Origin of the sequence: Gilliamella sp. Choc4-2, from assembly GCF_001690355.1 — a bacterium.
Classification (GTDB): domain Bacteria; phylum Pseudomonadota; class Gammaproteobacteria; order Enterobacterales; family Orbaceae; genus Gilliamella; species Gilliamella apicola_A.
This window is the reverse complement of the sequence record NZ_LZHG01000004.1, coordinates 25,639-43,026: the sequence shown is the minus strand read 5'-3', so window position 1 is coordinate 43,026 and position 17,388 is coordinate 25,639. Positions and strand designations below refer to the sequence as shown.

General features: G+C 34.3%; 17 protein-coding genes. 5 read left to right on the top strand and 12 right to left on the bottom strand.

Features of this window, described 5'->3' with window-relative positions; translation table 11 throughout:
• Positions 1–76 precede the first annotated feature (76 nt).
• The 10 genes from tig to A9G34_RS00540 all read right to left on the bottom strand — a co-directional run bounded on the left by tig (position 77) and on the right by A9G34_RS00540 (position 11,123).
• Positions 77–1,378, bottom strand: coding sequence for a trigger factor (gene tig / locus A9G34_RS00585; RefSeq protein WP_065568565.1), 1,302 nt, complete (start codon positions 1,376–1,378; stop codon positions 77–79).
• Positions 1,379–1,484: 106 nt separating this feature from the next.
• Positions 1,485–2,513 (bottom strand): UDP-3-O-(3-hydroxymyristoyl)glucosamine N-acyltransferase, encoded by a 1,029-nt coding sequence (gene lpxD / locus A9G34_RS00580; RefSeq protein WP_034944425.1) that lies wholly within the window; start codon positions 2,511–2,513, stop codon positions 1,485–1,487.
• Positions 2,513–3,001, bottom strand: coding sequence for an OmpH family outer membrane protein (locus tag A9G34_RS00575; protein WP_065568564.1), 489 nt, complete (start codon positions 2,999–3,001; stop codon positions 2,513–2,515). The genes lpxD and A9G34_RS00575 overlap by 1 nt, the downstream gene beginning before the upstream one ends.
• A 41-nt stretch (positions 3,002–3,042) precedes the next feature.
• Positions 3,043–5,463 (bottom strand): outer membrane protein assembly factor BamA, encoded by a 2,421-nt coding sequence (bamA, locus tag A9G34_RS00570; protein ID WP_034944427.1) that lies wholly within the window; start codon positions 5,461–5,463, stop codon positions 3,043–3,045.
• 25 nt (positions 5,464–5,488) lie between these two features.
• Complete coding sequence (gene rseP / locus A9G34_RS00565; RefSeq protein WP_176701462.1) at positions 5,489–6,808, bottom strand: RIP metalloprotease RseP; 1,320 nt, start codon at positions 6,806–6,808, stop codon at positions 5,489–5,491.
• A gap of 14 nt (positions 6,809–6,822) precedes the next feature.
• Positions 6,823–7,665 (bottom strand): phosphatidate cytidylyltransferase, encoded by an 843-nt coding sequence (locus A9G34_RS00560; protein ID WP_065568562.1) that lies wholly within the window; start codon positions 7,663–7,665, stop codon positions 6,823–6,825.
• A gap of 5 nt (positions 7,666–7,670) precedes the next feature.
• A complete protein-coding gene (locus tag A9G34_RS00555; protein WP_034944441.1) occupies positions 7,671–8,393 on the bottom strand; it encodes an isoprenyl transferase in 723 nt (240 codons plus the stop codon).
• Between the two features lie 55 nt (positions 8,394–8,448).
• Positions 8,449–9,081 carry a cAMP-activated global transcriptional regulator CRP gene (gene crp / locus A9G34_RS00550; protein ID WP_034944444.1) on the bottom strand — a complete coding sequence of 211 codons (633 nt, stop codon included), beginning with the start codon at positions 9,079–9,081 and terminating at the stop codon, positions 8,449–8,451.
• Between the two features lie 315 nt (positions 9,082–9,396).
• Positions 9,397–10,356 carry a tRNA dihydrouridine(16) synthase DusC gene (gene dusC, locus A9G34_RS00545; RefSeq protein WP_081295221.1) on the bottom strand — a complete coding sequence of 320 codons (960 nt, stop codon included), beginning with the start codon at positions 10,354–10,356 and terminating at the stop codon, positions 9,397–9,399.
• Positions 10,356–11,123: a molybdopterin-synthase adenylyltransferase MoeB gene (locus tag A9G34_RS00540; RefSeq protein ID WP_034944449.1), complete on the bottom strand. Its 768-nt coding sequence runs from the start codon at positions 11,121–11,123 to the stop codon at positions 10,356–10,358. The genes dusC and A9G34_RS00540 overlap by 1 nt, the downstream gene beginning before the upstream one ends.
• A gap of 332 nt (positions 11,124–11,455) precedes the next feature.
• Between A9G34_RS00540 and aspS the strand changes: the two genes are divergently transcribed.
• From aspS to tmaR, 5 genes are all read left to right on the top strand, one after another.
• Complete coding sequence (gene aspS / locus A9G34_RS00535) at positions 11,456–13,213, top strand: aspartate--tRNA ligase (protein ID WP_034944452.1); 1,758 nt, start codon at positions 11,456–11,458, stop codon at positions 13,211–13,213.
• 10 nt (positions 13,214–13,223) lie between these two features.
• Complete coding sequence (gene nudB, locus A9G34_RS00530; protein WP_034944454.1) at positions 13,224–13,676, top strand: dihydroneopterin triphosphate diphosphatase; 453 nt, start codon at positions 13,224–13,226, stop codon at positions 13,674–13,676.
• Positions 13,677–13,687: 11 nt separating this feature from the next.
• Positions 13,688–14,104, top strand: a complete 417-nt coding sequence (locus A9G34_RS00525; protein WP_065568560.1) for a hypothetical protein — start codon at positions 13,688–13,690, stop codon at positions 14,102–14,104.
• A gap of 94 nt (positions 14,105–14,198) precedes the next feature.
• The gene (ubiD, locus tag A9G34_RS00520; protein WP_065568559.1) at positions 14,199–15,662 is read left to right on the top strand and encodes a 4-hydroxy-3-polyprenylbenzoate decarboxylase; all 1,464 of its coding nucleotides are present in this window, start codon (positions 14,199–14,201) and stop codon (positions 15,660–15,662) included.
• A 287-nt stretch (positions 15,663–15,949) separates the two neighbouring features.
• Positions 15,950–16,270, top strand: coding sequence for a PTS system regulator TmaR (tmaR, locus tag A9G34_RS00515; RefSeq protein ID WP_034944469.1), 321 nt, complete (start codon positions 15,950–15,952; stop codon positions 16,268–16,270).
• A gap of 58 nt (positions 16,271–16,328) precedes the next feature.
• Here the strand turns inward: tmaR and yciH are convergent, their stop codons facing one another.
• Both yciH and pyrF read right to left on the bottom strand, forming a co-directional pair.
• Positions 16,329–16,649: a stress response translation initiation inhibitor YciH gene (gene yciH, locus A9G34_RS00510; RefSeq protein ID WP_034944472.1), complete on the bottom strand. Its 321-nt coding sequence runs from the start codon at positions 16,647–16,649 to the stop codon at positions 16,329–16,331.
• 6 nt (positions 16,650–16,655) lie between these two features.
• Positions 16,656–17,360 (bottom strand): orotidine-5'-phosphate decarboxylase, encoded by a 705-nt coding sequence (gene pyrF / locus A9G34_RS00505; protein WP_065568558.1) that lies wholly within the window; start codon positions 17,358–17,360, stop codon positions 16,656–16,658.
• Between the last annotated feature and the right edge of the window lie 28 nt (positions 17,361–17,388).

Here is a 17,388-nt window from a genome sequence, read left to right as displayed (position 1 = left end):
ACAAAATAGCCCAAACAGATATTCCTTATTTGGGCTTTATAGTGATCTTATTTAGATTAAATTAAACAGCTAATAATTATGCTACTTGCTGATTCATTAATTCAGAAAAAGAATATTTTTTATCTGTTACTTTTGCACTGGTTAATAATAGATCAACAACTTGATCTTCTAAAGCTACAGAACGAATATTATCCATCGCTTTCTTATCGTTACGATAATATTCTATAACTTCTTTGGGATCTTCATAAGCTGTCGCAATTTCATCAATTAATGACTGAACTCGAGAATCATCCGCTTTAAGCTTATTTTTCTCTATAATTTCACTGAATAATAAACCAATACTAACACGTCTCTTCGCTTCAACTTCAAACAATTCTTTTGGTAATTCGACTGGTTGCTTCATGTTGCCACCAAAACGTGATAAAGCCTGCTTACGCAAGACATCAACTTCACGTTCAATTAATGCTGTTGGAACATCAATCTCATTATGTTTAACTAAACCATCAATAACTTGTGTTTTAATTTTATTACGAATTGTTGCATTAAGCTCACGAGTCATGTTCTTACGAACTTCTGCTCGTAAACTTTCAACAGTACCATCAGCAATACCAAAACGTTTGATAACCTCTTTGGTAAGTTCAGGAAGTTCAAGTTCTTCAATTTTCTTAAGTGTTGCAGCAAAAACGGCTGGTTTACCTTTCAAATTTTCTGAGTGGTAATCTTCAGGGAAAGTAACATTGATATCAAACTTATCACCAACTTTATGTCCAATAATTGCATCCTCAAAACCTGGAATCATTCGACCTTGGCCTAATACTAATACAAAATCATTAGCTTTACCGCCCTCAAATTCTTCACCATCAACTTTACCAACAAAATCTAAAGTAACACGGAATTGTTCTTTAGCATCTTGGTCAACTTCTTTCCAAGTTCCTTGTTGTTTACGTAGCGTTTCAATCATTGTTTCAATATCTGCATCAACTACTTCTGCAACTGGCTTTTCAATTTCAATTTTATCTAGATCTTTAACTTCAACTTCCGGATAAACTTCAAATTCAACAGTAAAAGTATAGTCTTCACCATTTTTATATTCGGTTGGAATATAAGTCGGCGCACCTGCAGGATTCAATTTTTCTTGGATAATTGCTTCAATAAAGTTTCGTTGCATTAAATCGCTTAATGCATCTTGCAAAATAGAAGCACCATAACGTTGTTCAACAATTTTCAAAGGTACTTTTCCTTTACGGAAACCGTCTATACGAACTTTCTTTGCAGTATTAATTAATTCTTTATCAATAGCTTTTTTAATCTCATCGGCCTTAATTGCAATTGACAAACGTCGACCTACACCTTGTGTTGTTTCTAACGAAACTTGCATCTTTATACCTCGGAATTTTTGAATATTCTGCTCTTAATTACATTAAAAGTGATAATTGAGCTAAAAAATTTATAAAATAGGCAGGCATTATACCGACCGAAACCGTTTACGTCGAGACATTTAATAGTTTCTTCTCAAGTGATTTCAAGCGTTTATTTATTTCATCAATATGTAAAACTAAAGAAGCAGTTTTTCTCCATACTTTATTTTCTTGTAAAGGAATACCTGATGAGTAAACGCCTGGTTTAGTTATTGGACGCATTACCATACCCATACCAGTTACAGTGACTTGATCGCAAATCTCCATATGACCATTAAGAACGCTTGCACCACCAATTAAACAATGGCGACCAATAGTTAAGCTTCCAGCCATAATCACGCCACCAGCAATAGCTGTATGATCACCTATTATATCATTATGTGCAATTTGACACTGATTATCGATAATAACTCCATTACCAATAACCGTATCATCAAGTGCACCGCGATCAATTGTTGTTGATGCTCCAATTTCAACATTATTGCCAATAACAACTCGACCAAGTTGAGGAATTTTTATCCATTTACCTTTATCATTTGCATAACCAAAACCATCAGCACCAATAACTGTTCCTGATTGTATTAAGCAATTTTCACCAATTATACAGTTATGATAAATAGAAACATTTGCCCATAATTTTGTACCTTTACCTATTATGGTATTTTTACCTATAAAACAACCAGCTCCGATGATACATTCATCACCTAATACCACACCGCTTTCAATAACAGCATTAGCTCCTACTGAGACATTTTTACCCAATTGTGCCGTTGGATCAATTACTGATGAAGGAGCGATATCTTTAGCTGGATTTGGCGTAGTATCGAGAAATTGAGCTAATTTAGCGTAAGAGAGATAAGGATTTGTAACTATTAAAGCTGCACCATGCCAATGTCTAAGATTTTCTTCTGTTAAGACTACAGCAGAAGCTTTACAATCCAATAAATTATTCCGTAACTTTTTGTCGGACAAAAAAGTAATTTGCCCAGGTACTGCATTTTTCATTGACGCTATACCGGTGATAGTTAAATTACCATCACCATGTAATTTTGCATCAAGATGCTTAGCTAGTTGCTCTAAACGAAAAGCCAACATTAATTTTTGACCTTTTCCAACACTTTTTCTGTAATATCAACAGAATCTGAAGCAGATAAAGCGGCTTCTGCTTTTAAAATAAGATCATATTTTTCTGTTGCAACGATATCTTTAACTGCTTCTTGAATTTTAGCTAATAACTTTTCTGCCTCTTCAGATTCACGTTTACGATATTCATTTGAAAACGCTTTAGCTTTATTTTCAAAATCAGAAATTGTTTTATTTAATTTACTTTTTTCAGACGCAGATAACGTTTGACCTTCTTTTTTCAAGCGTGCACTTGCATTTTTAGCCTTAGATTCAACATCTTGTAATGATTTAATTTTTGCATCAAATTCTTTATCTAATGCTTTACCTACTGCTTCTCGTTGTGGCATGCGTTGTAATATAGACATTACATCTATAACGCCTATTTTTACTTCTGCATTTGCGATACCTGTAAAGAAGAACGTAGCACTAATACCAAGAATTGATATAATTTTTTTCACTTTTTTCACCTATTTGTATTTTTATTTATACAACGCGTATATTACCACGTTGAACCTATATTAAACTGAAATTGTTGAGCTGAATCACCATCAAATTTCTTAAGCGGTTGAGCATAAGAAAAGACCAATGGTCCTAATGGTGACATCCATTGAACAGCAATACCAGCTGATACACGAATATCAGAAGGAGAGCTATAATCTGGCATATTATTACCTTTTAGCTTCCATTCAGAATCCCAAACAGTACCTGCATCCACAAAGAACGATGTGCGAATACTATTAGCATATTTCTCACTCACAAATGGGGTTGGAACAATCAATTCTACACTTGTAAATGCTAATGCATTACCACCTACTGCATCCTTAGACTCTGTACATTTTAGCGTATTATTCAGTCCATCACAGCCTTCATTGTTAAAGTAAATGGCTTTAGGACCTACAGTATTGGATTTAAAGCCACGAAGAACTGTTGAGCCACCAGCATAAAAATTCTCATAAAATGGCAATTGTTTACCTCCAAACCCATTACCATATCCCAAGCGACCACGCGCTAGAAATACCCAGTTATGGTCTGAATCAATTGGATAATAATATGATGCATCAGTAACAATTTTATAGAATCGATTATCAAATAATGGGGCAGTTATTTTAGCATTTGCTGTTATTTTTAGACCTGATGTTGGGAAATAACCTCTATTAAGAGAATTATAAGTCCAATAAGCATTTAACAATAAATCATTCGCATTATAAGTCATTGAGCGTTTGTCTTGCATATTTTCGCCCATTGAATCAAAGTAGCGCCACATACCGTACTGAGCGCGCATATCAGATAATTTATGATTAGTAAATTCAGTACCAAATCGAATAAAGTTATTTTCACTAAGTGGGAAGCCTAAACTTGCTGAAACGCCCCATACTTTACTTGAATAAACAGATTCGTCATCGTCATCATCTGCTTTGTAAGTATTATAATATAAGCTTCCTCCTAAACTTACCCCATCAACGGTGAAATATGGGTTCAAAATTGATATTGAAGCTGTCTTATCAGTATTTGTCGTATTAACATCAAATGACACACTATTACCGGTTCCTAACCAGTTATCTTGTGATATCCCCGCATTAAAGCTTAATCCACTATCAGAACCAATCCCAATACCCAGTTTAATGCTACCAGTATTGCGTTCAACCACTTTATAAGTTACATCAACCTGATCTTCTACACCGGGAACACGTTCTGTACTTACCTCAACAGTATCAAAAAAACCTAATCGGCTTATACGTTCTTTCCCTAACTCAACTAATCCATTGCTTAACCAAGCGCCCTCCATTTGGCGAAGCTCCCGGCGCACAACACCTTCACTTGTCACGGTGTTTCCATCAATATTGATATTACGAACATAATAGCGTTTTCCTACATCAACCATTACGACTAATTTAACAGTATGTGCGGAATCATCCATTTCAGGTTGAACATTAATGCGTGGATAAGCATAACCATAATTTGCAAGTAGCTGTTTAACCTTATCTTCAATTTCAGTTATTTTTTGACCATTATAAAGTTCACCAATTGAAATACGTTCGTTAGCTATTTTGGCAATTGCTTCTTTATGCCCTGCAAAATTACCTCTAAAGTCTAAATTAGATAGCTTATATTGCTCTCCTTCATGAATATTTATAGTAACATATATACCTTTTTTATCAGGGGTTAAGCTAACTTGCGTTGATTCAATATTGAAACGAGCATAGCCGCGATTTAAATAAAAGCTTTGTAATTCATCTAAATCAGCTGCTAATTTTTGTTTTTGATACTTTCGATCACCAAACATATTCCACCACGGAACCTCATCTCGCAATGAAAAACGGGAAACAAGTTCTTCTGGAGAAAAAGCTTTAGCGCCAACTATATTAATCTGATCAATTAAAGCTGATTTCCCCTCAGCTACTACTATTTTTAAATCAACTCGGTTACGAGACAATGGTGTTATAACAGCCTTAACCTGAGCATTATATTTACCCACACTATAATAAAAATCTTCCAAGCCTTTTTCTATTACAGAAAGCATAGTGCGATCTAATGCATCACCTTCTCGAATACCTGAACTGTCTAAATTCTTTTTAAGCATGTCATCTTTAATTGCTTTATTGCCTGAAAAATTAATGCTAGCTATTGTTGGGCGTTCTTGAACATGAACGATTAAACGATCGCCATCTCTAGAAACAGTGATATTGTCAAAGTTTCCACTAGAATAAAGTGATTTGATGATGTGTCCCAGATCTGAATCGCTCACATAATCACCAACTTGAATTGGCATATCAAGTAAAGCAGCCCCTTCAGTAACTCGCTGCAAGCCATCAAATTGAATATCTCGCACAACAAATTCTTCAGCACAAAAGGCATTGGAACTATATACTGCTGTAGAACTGAACAGCAAAGATGCTATAAGTAATTTATTTATTTTCATTGTAAATGTTTATAACCCCATCCCATCACAATCGTAAAAAATCATTAAATAGTGCAATTCCCATTATTACCATTAATAAAACAAATCCAATACGAAAAAATTGCTCCTTTGCTTTATTGGATAGCGCTTTACCATTTATTTTTTCAAATAATAGAAAAATAAGGTGCCCGCCATCTAACATGGGTAATGGAACAAGATTGATAACACCTAAACTTATACTAATAAAAGCTAGAAAATATAAGTAAGGTGTAAAACCATAACTTGCTGTTTGCCCTGCGCTTTTTGCTATAGTTATTGGTCCTGATAATTGATTTAGACCAATAACACCTGTTACCAACTGATAAAGAGAACGTGCAGTTAACCGAATTGTCAACACTGCTTGTTCAATTCCTTTACTAAATCCGTCTAAAAAGCCATACTGCTTAAGTACAGCAGTTGAGGTTGGATATAGTCCCACTATACCTTCGCCATTTTTTTGAATTGCCGGTTTAAGATCAAAATCAAGGATCTCATTTTCTCGCTCAACTTTTAATCTTATTTGTTTACCCTTTTTTATTGTAGCTGCAAAATCATCCCAATTTTCATAGGGGCAACCATCATAGCTTATAATTTTGTCACCTATTTGCAATCCAGCCTTCTCAGCCACCGATCCTGATATAATTCTACTCACAATTGGATAAATTTCCAATGTTTTAGGTATAAATCCAAATGTTTTAATCGCAGATTCTTTTTCAACATCAAAATGCCAATGACTTATATCAACATTTTTTTTGATTTCTTTTCGGTTATTATTACCAACATCTTCTAAATATGAAAGAGAGATACTATCTTTCCCAAGAAGAGATATCAGTACTAAATTCACATCATTCCAACTTTCAATATCAATATTATTTATTTTTTTTAATTCTACACCAGCAGGAATATTAATCGTTGCTGCTGGTGTATTCGGTATCGTACCTTCGATTTTGACAGGATAAGTTACTATGCCCATCAAAAAAATAATCCAATAAAGAATAAATGCTAATACAAAATTAGCTAAAGGACCAGCAAATATAATTGCAGCTCTTTGCCAGATTTTCTTTTCATCATAAGCAAATTTTTTATATTCTACCGATACTGTTTTTACATTTTTATCGAGCATTTTAACATAACCGCCTAGTGGAATCATAGCAATTACAAATTCTGTTCCACTTGAAAACTTATGTGACCACAACTTTTTACCAAAGCCTATAGAAAAACACTCAACACGTACACCACATAACCGTGCAATAAAAAAATGCCCAAATTCATGCACAGTAACTAATATACTGATTGTAATAAGAAATAACAACAGTGACCAAAGCAAAATTTATAACCTTTTTACAATAAATATAAAGAAAAAGTAGCAAAAATTGGAACTGCAGCAGTCAAGCTATCTATCCGATCTAAAATACCGCCATGACCTGGAATCAAGTTCCCACTATCTTTTATGCCGGCTTCTCGTTTAAACATACTTTCTGTTAAATCACCAAGGACCGAAGCAAAAATTGCAAACATAGAACTAATCAAAAAAATAACAAAATTGATCTTAAATATGCCTGAAAGATATGCAATAAAACTGATTACAATGGCAACACTAACTCCCCCTATAAAACCTTCAATAGTTTTACTTGGAGATACTTTAGCAGCTAATTTTCGTTTTCCAAAACTACGCCCAACAAAATATGCCCCCGTATCTGTTGCCCAAACCAAAGCAAAAACATAAAGAAGCCAAAATGCACCTGTATAAGAATTAATAGTGTAATCAATCGCTCTTAGCTCAATCATACCAATAAAGAAGGGAACTATTGTAAAAAAAGCAAATAATAACTTGGCAATTAAAGAGCTTCTCCAATATTTAGCAATACGAGGATAACTAGCCACCAAAGCTAGTGCAACTAACCACCAAACAATGGAGAGTAATAATAATACACTATATAATTTCAATTTTACTTCTGTAGATATCGGAGCCAAATAAAGTAAATTCAATAATAGAACGACAGCTAATGCGAAACATAATTTTGTTTGTTTATTAATAATACCAAAAAACTGTGCCCATTCCCAACCGGCTAATCCACATACAACAATCATTATAAAAACAAATATGGATAATGGAGCTAAAAAAAGCGCTAGAATCACTAAAGGTATAAGTACAATAGCTGCAAATATACGGTGAATTAACATAATTATTATTCCTCTACTAAAATACCACCAAAGCGTCGTTCTCTGGTATTAAATTCATTAATTGCTTCATCAAATAATACCTGATTGAAATCAGGCCACAAAACATCAGTAAAATAAAGTTCTGCATAAGCAATTTGCCATAATAAAAAATTACTAATACGATATTCACCACCCGTACGAATAACAAGATCTACCTCAGGCTGGTCACTCATACACATTTCCAAACCAAATCGATCTTCCGTAATTTCATCTACCATTAATTCACCTTGCATAACCTGCTTTGCAATATTTTTAGCAGAATGCAATATATCCCAGCGTCCGCCATAGTTTGCTGCAATATTCAATACAAGTCCCGAATTATTTTTAGTCAATGCTTCGGAATTAATAATCATCGTTTGAAGCTGATCATTAAAACGTGAAATATCACCTATAATATTTAAACGAATATTATTTTTATTTAACGTTTTCATTTCTCGATTTAACGCATAAATAAAAAGTGAAATCAGTGCTGAAACTTCGCTTGAAGAACGTTTCCAGTTTTCGCTACTAAATGCATATAAAGTCAATACTTTTACGCCTATACTTGCAGCATGCATAACAATTTTACGCACAGCTTTCAAGCCGGCGCGATGACCGACCACACGTAACTGATTTCGTTGCTTTGCCCAGCGACCATTTCCATCCATAATTATAGCCACATGACTAGGAATACATCTTTCTTGTGTCATGTTATATCTCATATCGTAACAATCATTTTATGACTAAGCTCTAGTAATCGTATAATTAACGTGTGCCGTAAACTACAATCGTTTTACCATGTGCAGAAATAAGATGTTGGTCTTCCAACATTTTTAAAATACGTCCAACGGTTTCGCGAGAACAACCAACAATTTGACCTATTTCTTGACGAGTAATTTTGATTTGCATGCCATCAGGGTGTGTCATGGCATCAGGTTGTTTGGCAAGATTTAATAAGGTTTGAGCAATACGTCCTGCCACGTCTAAAAACGCCAAATTACTTACTTTTTCAGATGTAACTTGTAATCTACTTGCCATTTGGCTAGCCAATCGCATTAAAATATCGGGATTAACTTGCACAAGCTGTTTAAATTTTTTGTAAGATATTTCAGCTACTTCACAACTTATTTTGGCTTTAACCCAAGCGCTTCGCTCGGTACCTTCTTCAAAAAGTCCGATTTCACCTAAAAATTGTCCTTGATTTAAATATGACAGGATCATTTCATTGCCTTCATCATCCTTAATTAAAACTGCAACTGAACCTTTAACAATATAATAGAGAGTCTCTGCTTTTTCGCCTTGATGAATAAGGGTGCTTTTTGCTGGATATTTATGAATATGGCAATGAGATAAAAACCATTCTAATGTTGTATCCGATTGTCGCTTACCAAGCATCATTCCTGCCTCTCTATTTTATAAAAAACTTACAACTTGTACACTATAACAAAGTTATGCAATAAATTATATACTCACTAACAAGATAGTCTGCTTTTAATTATGGATAACCCTTTGTTATATTATCTTTTATGCCTATTGAATAATAGCCAGCCTTATTGTCTTAATTATTGTCAATGATAAAATTTTTGAAAGAAAAAATCATAAACATAAAAAAGAGTGGACAATTAATTTTTTAAATTAACCCTTAATTTAATTGCATTAGGACAACTTTATACATCTCAATAATAAAATTTATTCTATTTTTTTAGATATCTTTTAATTCATATCATTATTACTGAAGGAAATTAAAAAATCAGAAACTTCTTTTTGTGTTTTAAAAATTCGAATACTTTGTAAAAGCGCCAAAGCTTGAGGATACTGCTGTCGAAGATAAGCAAGCCATTGCTTAATTCGTGCTGAGTGGTACAAAGGTTTGGCGTCATCAATAGGTGTTGTTGCATAACGAATTAGAATTTGCATAACCTGATTCCAAGGTAATGCTAACTGTCTGAAACGAATTACATTGGCTAAATTAGGAGTATTGAGTATTCCACGACCAAGCATAATATCAGTAGTTAAGCTCTGGGTTATGCAACTTTTAGCATTATCAATCGAAAAAATTTCACCATTAGCAATAACAGGAATATTCAGTTTTTTTTTAATTTTACCTATCGTTTGCCAATCAATTTTATCGGATCTGTAACCATCTATTTTAGTTCTACCATGAATAACAATTTCATTTGCGCCAGCTAGTTGAATAGCATTAGCTATTTCATAACAATACGATTTATCATCCCAACCTAACCGAATTTTCACAGATAATGTGTCAGTAGCTGCAATAGCTTGTCGAACTTGACTGACAATATTAAAAATTTGTTCAGGGTATTGCAATAAATACGCACCGCCTTGGCTTCCAACTACAGTTTTAGCAGGACAACCAAAATTGATATCAACACCGTAAGATCCCAACTCAATCGCTTTCGCTGCATTTTCTGCCATCCATTGCGGTGATTGCCCTAAAAGCTGAATACGAACTGGTGTACCTGATATAGTTTTGCCGCCATGATAAAGTTCAGGACAAAAACGATAAAAAGTTTGATTTGATAATTTATGATGGGTAACCCGAATAAATTCAGTAACACAATAATCAAATTCATTAATTTCAGTTAAAATTTGCCTAACATGATAATCAAGCACACCTTCCATAGGTGCTAAAATGATACGATTAATTTTCATTATTTTATCTGATTTATATTACTAGCACATACATAACAATTAGGTTGTTTTGGAAATGTAACTTGGTTAAATTGCATCGTCATTACATCAACAATAAGCAACCTTCTCACTAAAGGAACACCATAATGAGTTAATACCTTTATTGCTTCTAATGCTTGCATGGAACCAAACATACCAACTAGTGGCGCCAATACTCCAGCTTCAATACAAGTTAACTGATCATTACCGAACAAGCGACTTAAGCAGTAATAACATGGCTCGTCTTGTTGATAAGTAAAGACAGTCAATAACCCTTCCATCCGAATAGCCGACCCCGAAACCAATGGCGTTTTGGACTGAAAACAACAACGATTAATTTGCTCACGAGTGATTAAATTATCCGTACAATCAATCACAATATTATGCTGTTTTATAAGCGAAATAAGATCACTATCATCAAGTTGTTGATTAATGGATTCAATGACAATATCATTATTAATTTTACATAGCGCAAGTTTTGCTTCATCCACTTTATAATGATTAATTGACTTTTCAGTATATAAAACTTGCCTATTTAAGTTTGATTTTGACACAATATCAAAATCCAATAAAGTTAATTTTCCCACTCCTGAGGCAGCTAAATATAAGGACGCAGCACAACCAAGACCACCTAATCCAATAATTAATACTGAACTGCTTTTTAGTATCTGCTGTTTTTCAACATCAAAGCCATGTAGTGTAATTTGCCTATCATAACGTAGCAATTCTTTATCTGTAAGCTCTTGCATAAAGTATTATACTTGTTAAAAGATAAAGTGCATTATAGCAAAAACTTGACCTAATAATGTGCCAAGAAATTAAGATTATAAATCAAAGCTAGACAAAGCAATACATTACCCTTTCGCCATTATAAACTAATCACATCTCACAACCAATAAATTAACACGTTGATAATAAAAAATTAAATGTTATGTATATCAACTTTTTTCGTTTTTAATGAATTTTTTTGAACCACATTTTAATAATAAAGAATAAAACTCAACAAATGCCTTTATAAGGTCTTTATTTGTTTTATAATACTCACTAATTTTTATAGATTGATATTTAAACAGGATATTTTATGCGCTCGATTTATTGTGGTCAGTTAACAGCTTCTCATGTTAATCAAGAAGTAACATTATGTGGTTGGGTCAACAAGCGCCGAGACTTAGGTGGAATGATCTTTATTGATATGCGTGATCGTGAAGGTATTGTGCAAGTTTTTTTCGATCCAGATTATCAACAAGCATTCCAACTTGCAGGAGAACTTCGTAATGAATTTTGTATCCAAATTAAAGGTAAAGTAAGATCCCGTCCGGAGGGTCAAATCAATAAAGATATGGCAACCGGAGAGATTGAAATTTTGGCAACTGAATTGACAATATTTAACCGTAGCGATGTTTTGCCTCTTGATTTCAATCAAAACAACAGTGAAGAGCAACGTCTAAAATATCGTTATATTGACTTGCGTCGCCCTGAAATGGCAATGATCTTTAAAACGCGAGCTAAAATTACCGCATTTGTTCGTTCGTTTATGAACGAACATGGTTTTTTAGATATCGAGACGCCTATGTTAACCAAAGCAACCCCTGAGGGCGCACGAGATTACTTGGTTCCAAGTCGAATTCATAAGGGTGAGTTCTATGCACTACCACAATCGCCACAATTATTTAAACAACTTTTAATGATGTCAGGATTTGACCGTTATTATCAAATTGTAAAATGTTTTCGCGATGAAGATTTACGAGCCGATCGTCAGCCTGAATTTACGCAAATCGATGTTGAAACTTCATTTATGACAGCAGAGCAAGTACGGGATGTTATGGAGAAAATGATTCGTGAGCTCTGGTTACATGTGAAAAATGTGGATTTAGGCAAATTTCCAGTTATGACTTTTACCGAAGCGATGCGTCGCTTTGGTAGCGATAAACCAGATTTACGTAATCCACTTGAAATTATTGATGTGGCTGATTTGGTTAAAGATGTCGATTTTAAAGTGTTTTCAACACCAGCCAATGATCCCAAAGGTCGTGTAGCTTTACTTTGTGTACCAAATGGTGCTCAATTAACGCGTAAACAGTTAGATGAATATACCCAGTTCATTTCTGTTTACGGTGCAAAAGGAATGGCTTGGCTCAAAGTCAATGAACGCAGTAAAGGTTTAGAAGGCATACAAAGTCCTATTGCTAAATTCTTTAATACATCACAAATGGAAGCATTACTTAACCGTGCCAATGCCAAAGATGGTGATATTTTACTGTTTGGAGCTGATAGTTATAAAGTCGTTAGCGATGCATTAGGTGCATTACGATTAAAAGTGGGTAAAGATTTAAGACTAACTGATGAAAATAAATGGGCGGTACTTTGGGTAATTGACTTCCCAATGTTTGAAGAAACAGATGAAGGCTTAAGTGCAATGCATCATCCATTTACATCACCCAAAGATTATACCCCTGAAGAATTGCTTAAAAACCCTGAAAATGCCGTCGCTAATGCTTATGACATGGTCATAAATGGTTATGAAGTGGGCGGTGGTTCTGTCCGTATTCACCGTAGTGAAATGCAACAAGCTGTATTCTCAATTTTAGGAATTAATGAGCACGATCAACGTGAAAAATTTGGCTTTTTACTTGATGCATTAAAATATGGTACACCACCGCATGCTGGCTTAGCTTTTGGATTAGATCGATTAAGTATGTTATTAACTGGAACGGATAACATCCGCGATGTGATAGCATTTCCTAAAACTACAGCAGCAACTTGTTTACTTACTGATGCACCAAGCCTTGCAAACCCAACTGCGTTGGTAGAGCTAGGGATAGAAGTAAGTAAAAAGTAACAAAATTTTGATGCAAAAATTCAAAAATCCTGAATCAGTGCTAGTGGTAATTTACTGCAAAACAACCAACCGCTGCCTAATGCTACAACGCCAAGATGATCCTAATTTTTGGCAATCAGTCACAGGCAGTATAGAAATTAACGAATTGCCATTCAATGCGGCAATTCGTGAAGTTTTAGAAGAAACAAATATTGACATTATCGGACAAAATCTTGAGTTAATTGACGCTAAACATACCATTGAGTTTGAGATTTTTCCACAATTTAGACATAAATATGCTCCGAAAGTTAAAATGAATACAGAACATTGGTTTTACTTACTGCTTTCACATGAGATAACACCAATACTAACTGAACATCTAGCTTATCAATGGCTAATAATTGATGATGCTGCCAATCTTACATTATCACCCAATAATCGTGATGCGATTAACCAAATAGCCAGTATGATTAAAATTAATTAAGGAACAAAAAAATGAATTTAAAAAAAACTATTATTAACTTAATCGGTTTATTATTTTCTATAACAAGTAGCCATGCAGAGATAAGCATTAATAAATGTAAAACGAATGGAAGTGAGTACGTTATTTTTGATGAAAAAGACTCCCAAATTGCCGAAAATATAATTGAGTACCAATTACATAACCAACCTGATTTACGTGAAAATAGCATTATTAAAATCTTTGCTAATGAAAATAACAATGATAGAAATTATTGGATTGCATCTTTCGAGTTTGAAGATCAAGATAATAAATTCCTTTTTTATCAAGTTGATCAAAACAAATTTACTGAAATTGATCAGACACAATTTCAAATTTTACTACCAAAGATTGTTGAATGTAATAATAATAAATTAGTACCCATTTACAGTGAAAACGTTGATGCAGACTAGTCGACATCAATTAATACATTAATTTTATAAAAATTTAAAGTTATCTTTTTAGTTAAATAAAACAAGATAAGTTTTAAATAGAGAGTAACCGATAATGAACTTTTTAAACTTTCGTGATTTTTTAAATTATCTTGAACAGCAAGGTGAATTAAAAAGAATTACTTATCCTATTAATCCCTATCTTGAAATGACCGAAATAGCAGATCGAGTATTACGATCTGAAGGTCCCGCTTTATTATTTGAAAACCCTATTGGTTATAATATGCCGGTTTTATGCAATTTATTTGGTACGGCAAAACGTGTTGCAATGGCAATGGGGCGAGAAGATACCGCAGAATTACGGGAAATAGGCGAACTCTTAGCTTTCTTACGTGAGCCAGAACCACCAAAAGGTATACGGCAATTTTTTAATGTTTTACCCAAATATAAACAAGTATTGAATATGCCTGTTAAACACCGTTCATCAGCACCTTGCCAAGAAGTCATATTCAAAGGTGAGCAAGTTGATTTAACACAATTACCCATTATGCACTGTTGGCCTGAAGATGTGGCACCATTGCTATCTTGGGGGCTAACTATCACGAAAGGTCCATATAAAGATCGCCAAAATATAGGAATTTATCGCTTACAACTATTAGATAAAAATAAGCTAATCATGCGTTGGCTATCACATCGTGGAGGAGCTCTTGATTTCGCAGAGTGGCAACAAGCTCACCCTAATAAAAAATTCCCCGTTAGCGTAGCTATTGGTGCTGATCCTGCAACAATTTTAGCGGCTGTAACGCCTGTGCCAGATACACTACCGGAATATGCCTTTGCTGGATTATTACGAGGCAGTCGCACCGAGGTGGTTAAAGCATTATCAAATGATTTAGAAGTACCTGTAACTGCGGAAATAATTCTTGAAGGTTACATCGATCCAAGCGAGTTAGCACCAGAAGGGCCATACGGTGATCACACTGGTTATTACAATGAAATTGAACAATTTCCGGTCTTTACTGTCACACATCTAACTCATCGTAAAGATGCTATTTATCATTCAACTTACACTGGTAGACCACCAGATGAACCTGCGGTTATGGGGTTAGCATTAAATGAAGTTTTTATCCCTATACTTCAAAAACAGTTTCCAGAAATTGTTGATTTTTATTTACCACCGGAAGGATGTTCATACCGCATAGCGGTTGTCACAATTAAAAAGCAATACCCAGGTCATGCTAAAAGAGTCATGCTAGGTGTATGGTCTTACCTACGCCAATTTATGTATACAAAATTTGTGATTGTCTGTGATGATGATATTAATGCAAGGGATTGGAAAGATGTGATATGGGCTATATCAACACGTATGGATCCACATCGCGATACAACTTTTATCGACAATACACCGATCGACTATTTAGATTTTGCTTCTCCGGTTTCAGGATTGGGATCTAAAATGGGATTAGATGCTACGAATAAATGGCCTGGTGAAACAACTCGTGAATGGGGAAAAATCATCAAAAAAGATCCTAAAGTCATTGCTCATATCGACGAAATTTGGGAAAAACTAGGCTTATAGCCACACACATAAAACTATTAAAACAAGTAAAATTAAATTGTGCATTAATGGCTGATATGTAGGCAAGTAAAAATGAGGCATAACAGACTCTTTTCAATTGCAACAGATTTTGACTTAACATAATATTGAGCTTAATGGAAAGATTAAACATAATAACTATATAAAATAACATTTAATCTAGATGCTAAACAATGTAATATGAAGATATATTTAATATGATCTAAAAATTTATTGGTATATAATTAGTCACAGTTTATTTTTCCATTTTTAGACATAAGGGGTTATAGATGGACAAGGAAAAAGCAACCGCATCATCATTTCAAGATGTACTAGAGTACATTCGTTTATCTCGTCGTTTAAATAAATTAAAACGCGAAATATCAGACAACGAGAAAAAAATTCGAGATAACCAAAAACGCGTATTATTACTTGAAAATTTAAGTGATTATATTAAACCAGATATGACTTACGATGAACTTCAGGCGGTTATTGCAAATATGAAAAGTGATTATGATGATCGTGTTGATGATTACATTATAAAAAATGCAGAAATTTCTAAAGAGCGCCGAGAAATCAGTAAAAAAATGCGTACTTACAGATCAAACTAACTTTAGTTTAGCGATACGACCACTTCAACCATGGTCGCATCGCTTATCAGCAATAGGTTTATCCACCTACTAATTTAACTTTAAATCCTTTATCTTCAAGCAATGATTTTAATAAATCACGTTTATCGCCCTGAATTTCAATAACCCCTCCTTTTAAAGATCCTCCGCAACCACAACGCTTTTTTAATTCAGTCGCTAAATGTAATAATTGGGTATCATCAATATCAAATCCAGAAATAACACAAACTCCCTTTCCTTTACGACCCGACGTTTGTCGTTGAATTCGAATAATACCATCACCTTTTGGACGTACAATAGTTTGCTCTGTTGGTTTAATCCGACCAAGATCGGTCGAATAAACAAGCGGATTATTAGACATATTTAATTAACCTTTGGTTACATCAAGTGTGGATAAAATAGCTTGTAAAGCTGCTTTTGGATCTTCTGCTTGCGTAATCGGTCTCCCAATTACTAAATAATCAGAACCGGCAGCTTGTGCACGTTGTGGCGTCATAATTCGACGCTGATCATCAGGGTGCGAACCTGCAGGCCTAATGCCTGGCGTAACTAATTTAAAATCACCACCTAAACGAGTTCGAAAACTTTGTACTTCTTTCGCGGAACACACAACACCATCAAGTCCGCAATTTTTAGCAAGCAAGGCTAATCTTGTTGCTTGCTCTAACGGAGAAATATTAATACCGATTTCTTGAAGATCGGAAGACTCCATACTAGTTAATACTGTTACCGCTATTAAAATCGGAGCCTCTTTGCCATAAGGGTAAAGTGCATCTTTTGCGGCTTCCATCATTCGAGAACCACCACTTGCATGAATATTTGTCATCCACACACCTAAATCAGCCGCTGAAGCTACAGCTTTGGCAACGGTATTTGGAATATCATGAAATTTAAGATCTAAAAAAATGTCAAAGCCTTTATTCATGACCTGCTTGATAAAATCAGGACCGGCATGAGTAAATAACTCTTTACCTATTTTCAAACGACAATCTTTCGGTTCAACCCGATCAATAAAATTCCATGCTGATTTAACATTAGCAAAATCAACAGCAACGATAATTGGTGATGACATAACAAATTTATTCCTTTTATAAAAATTA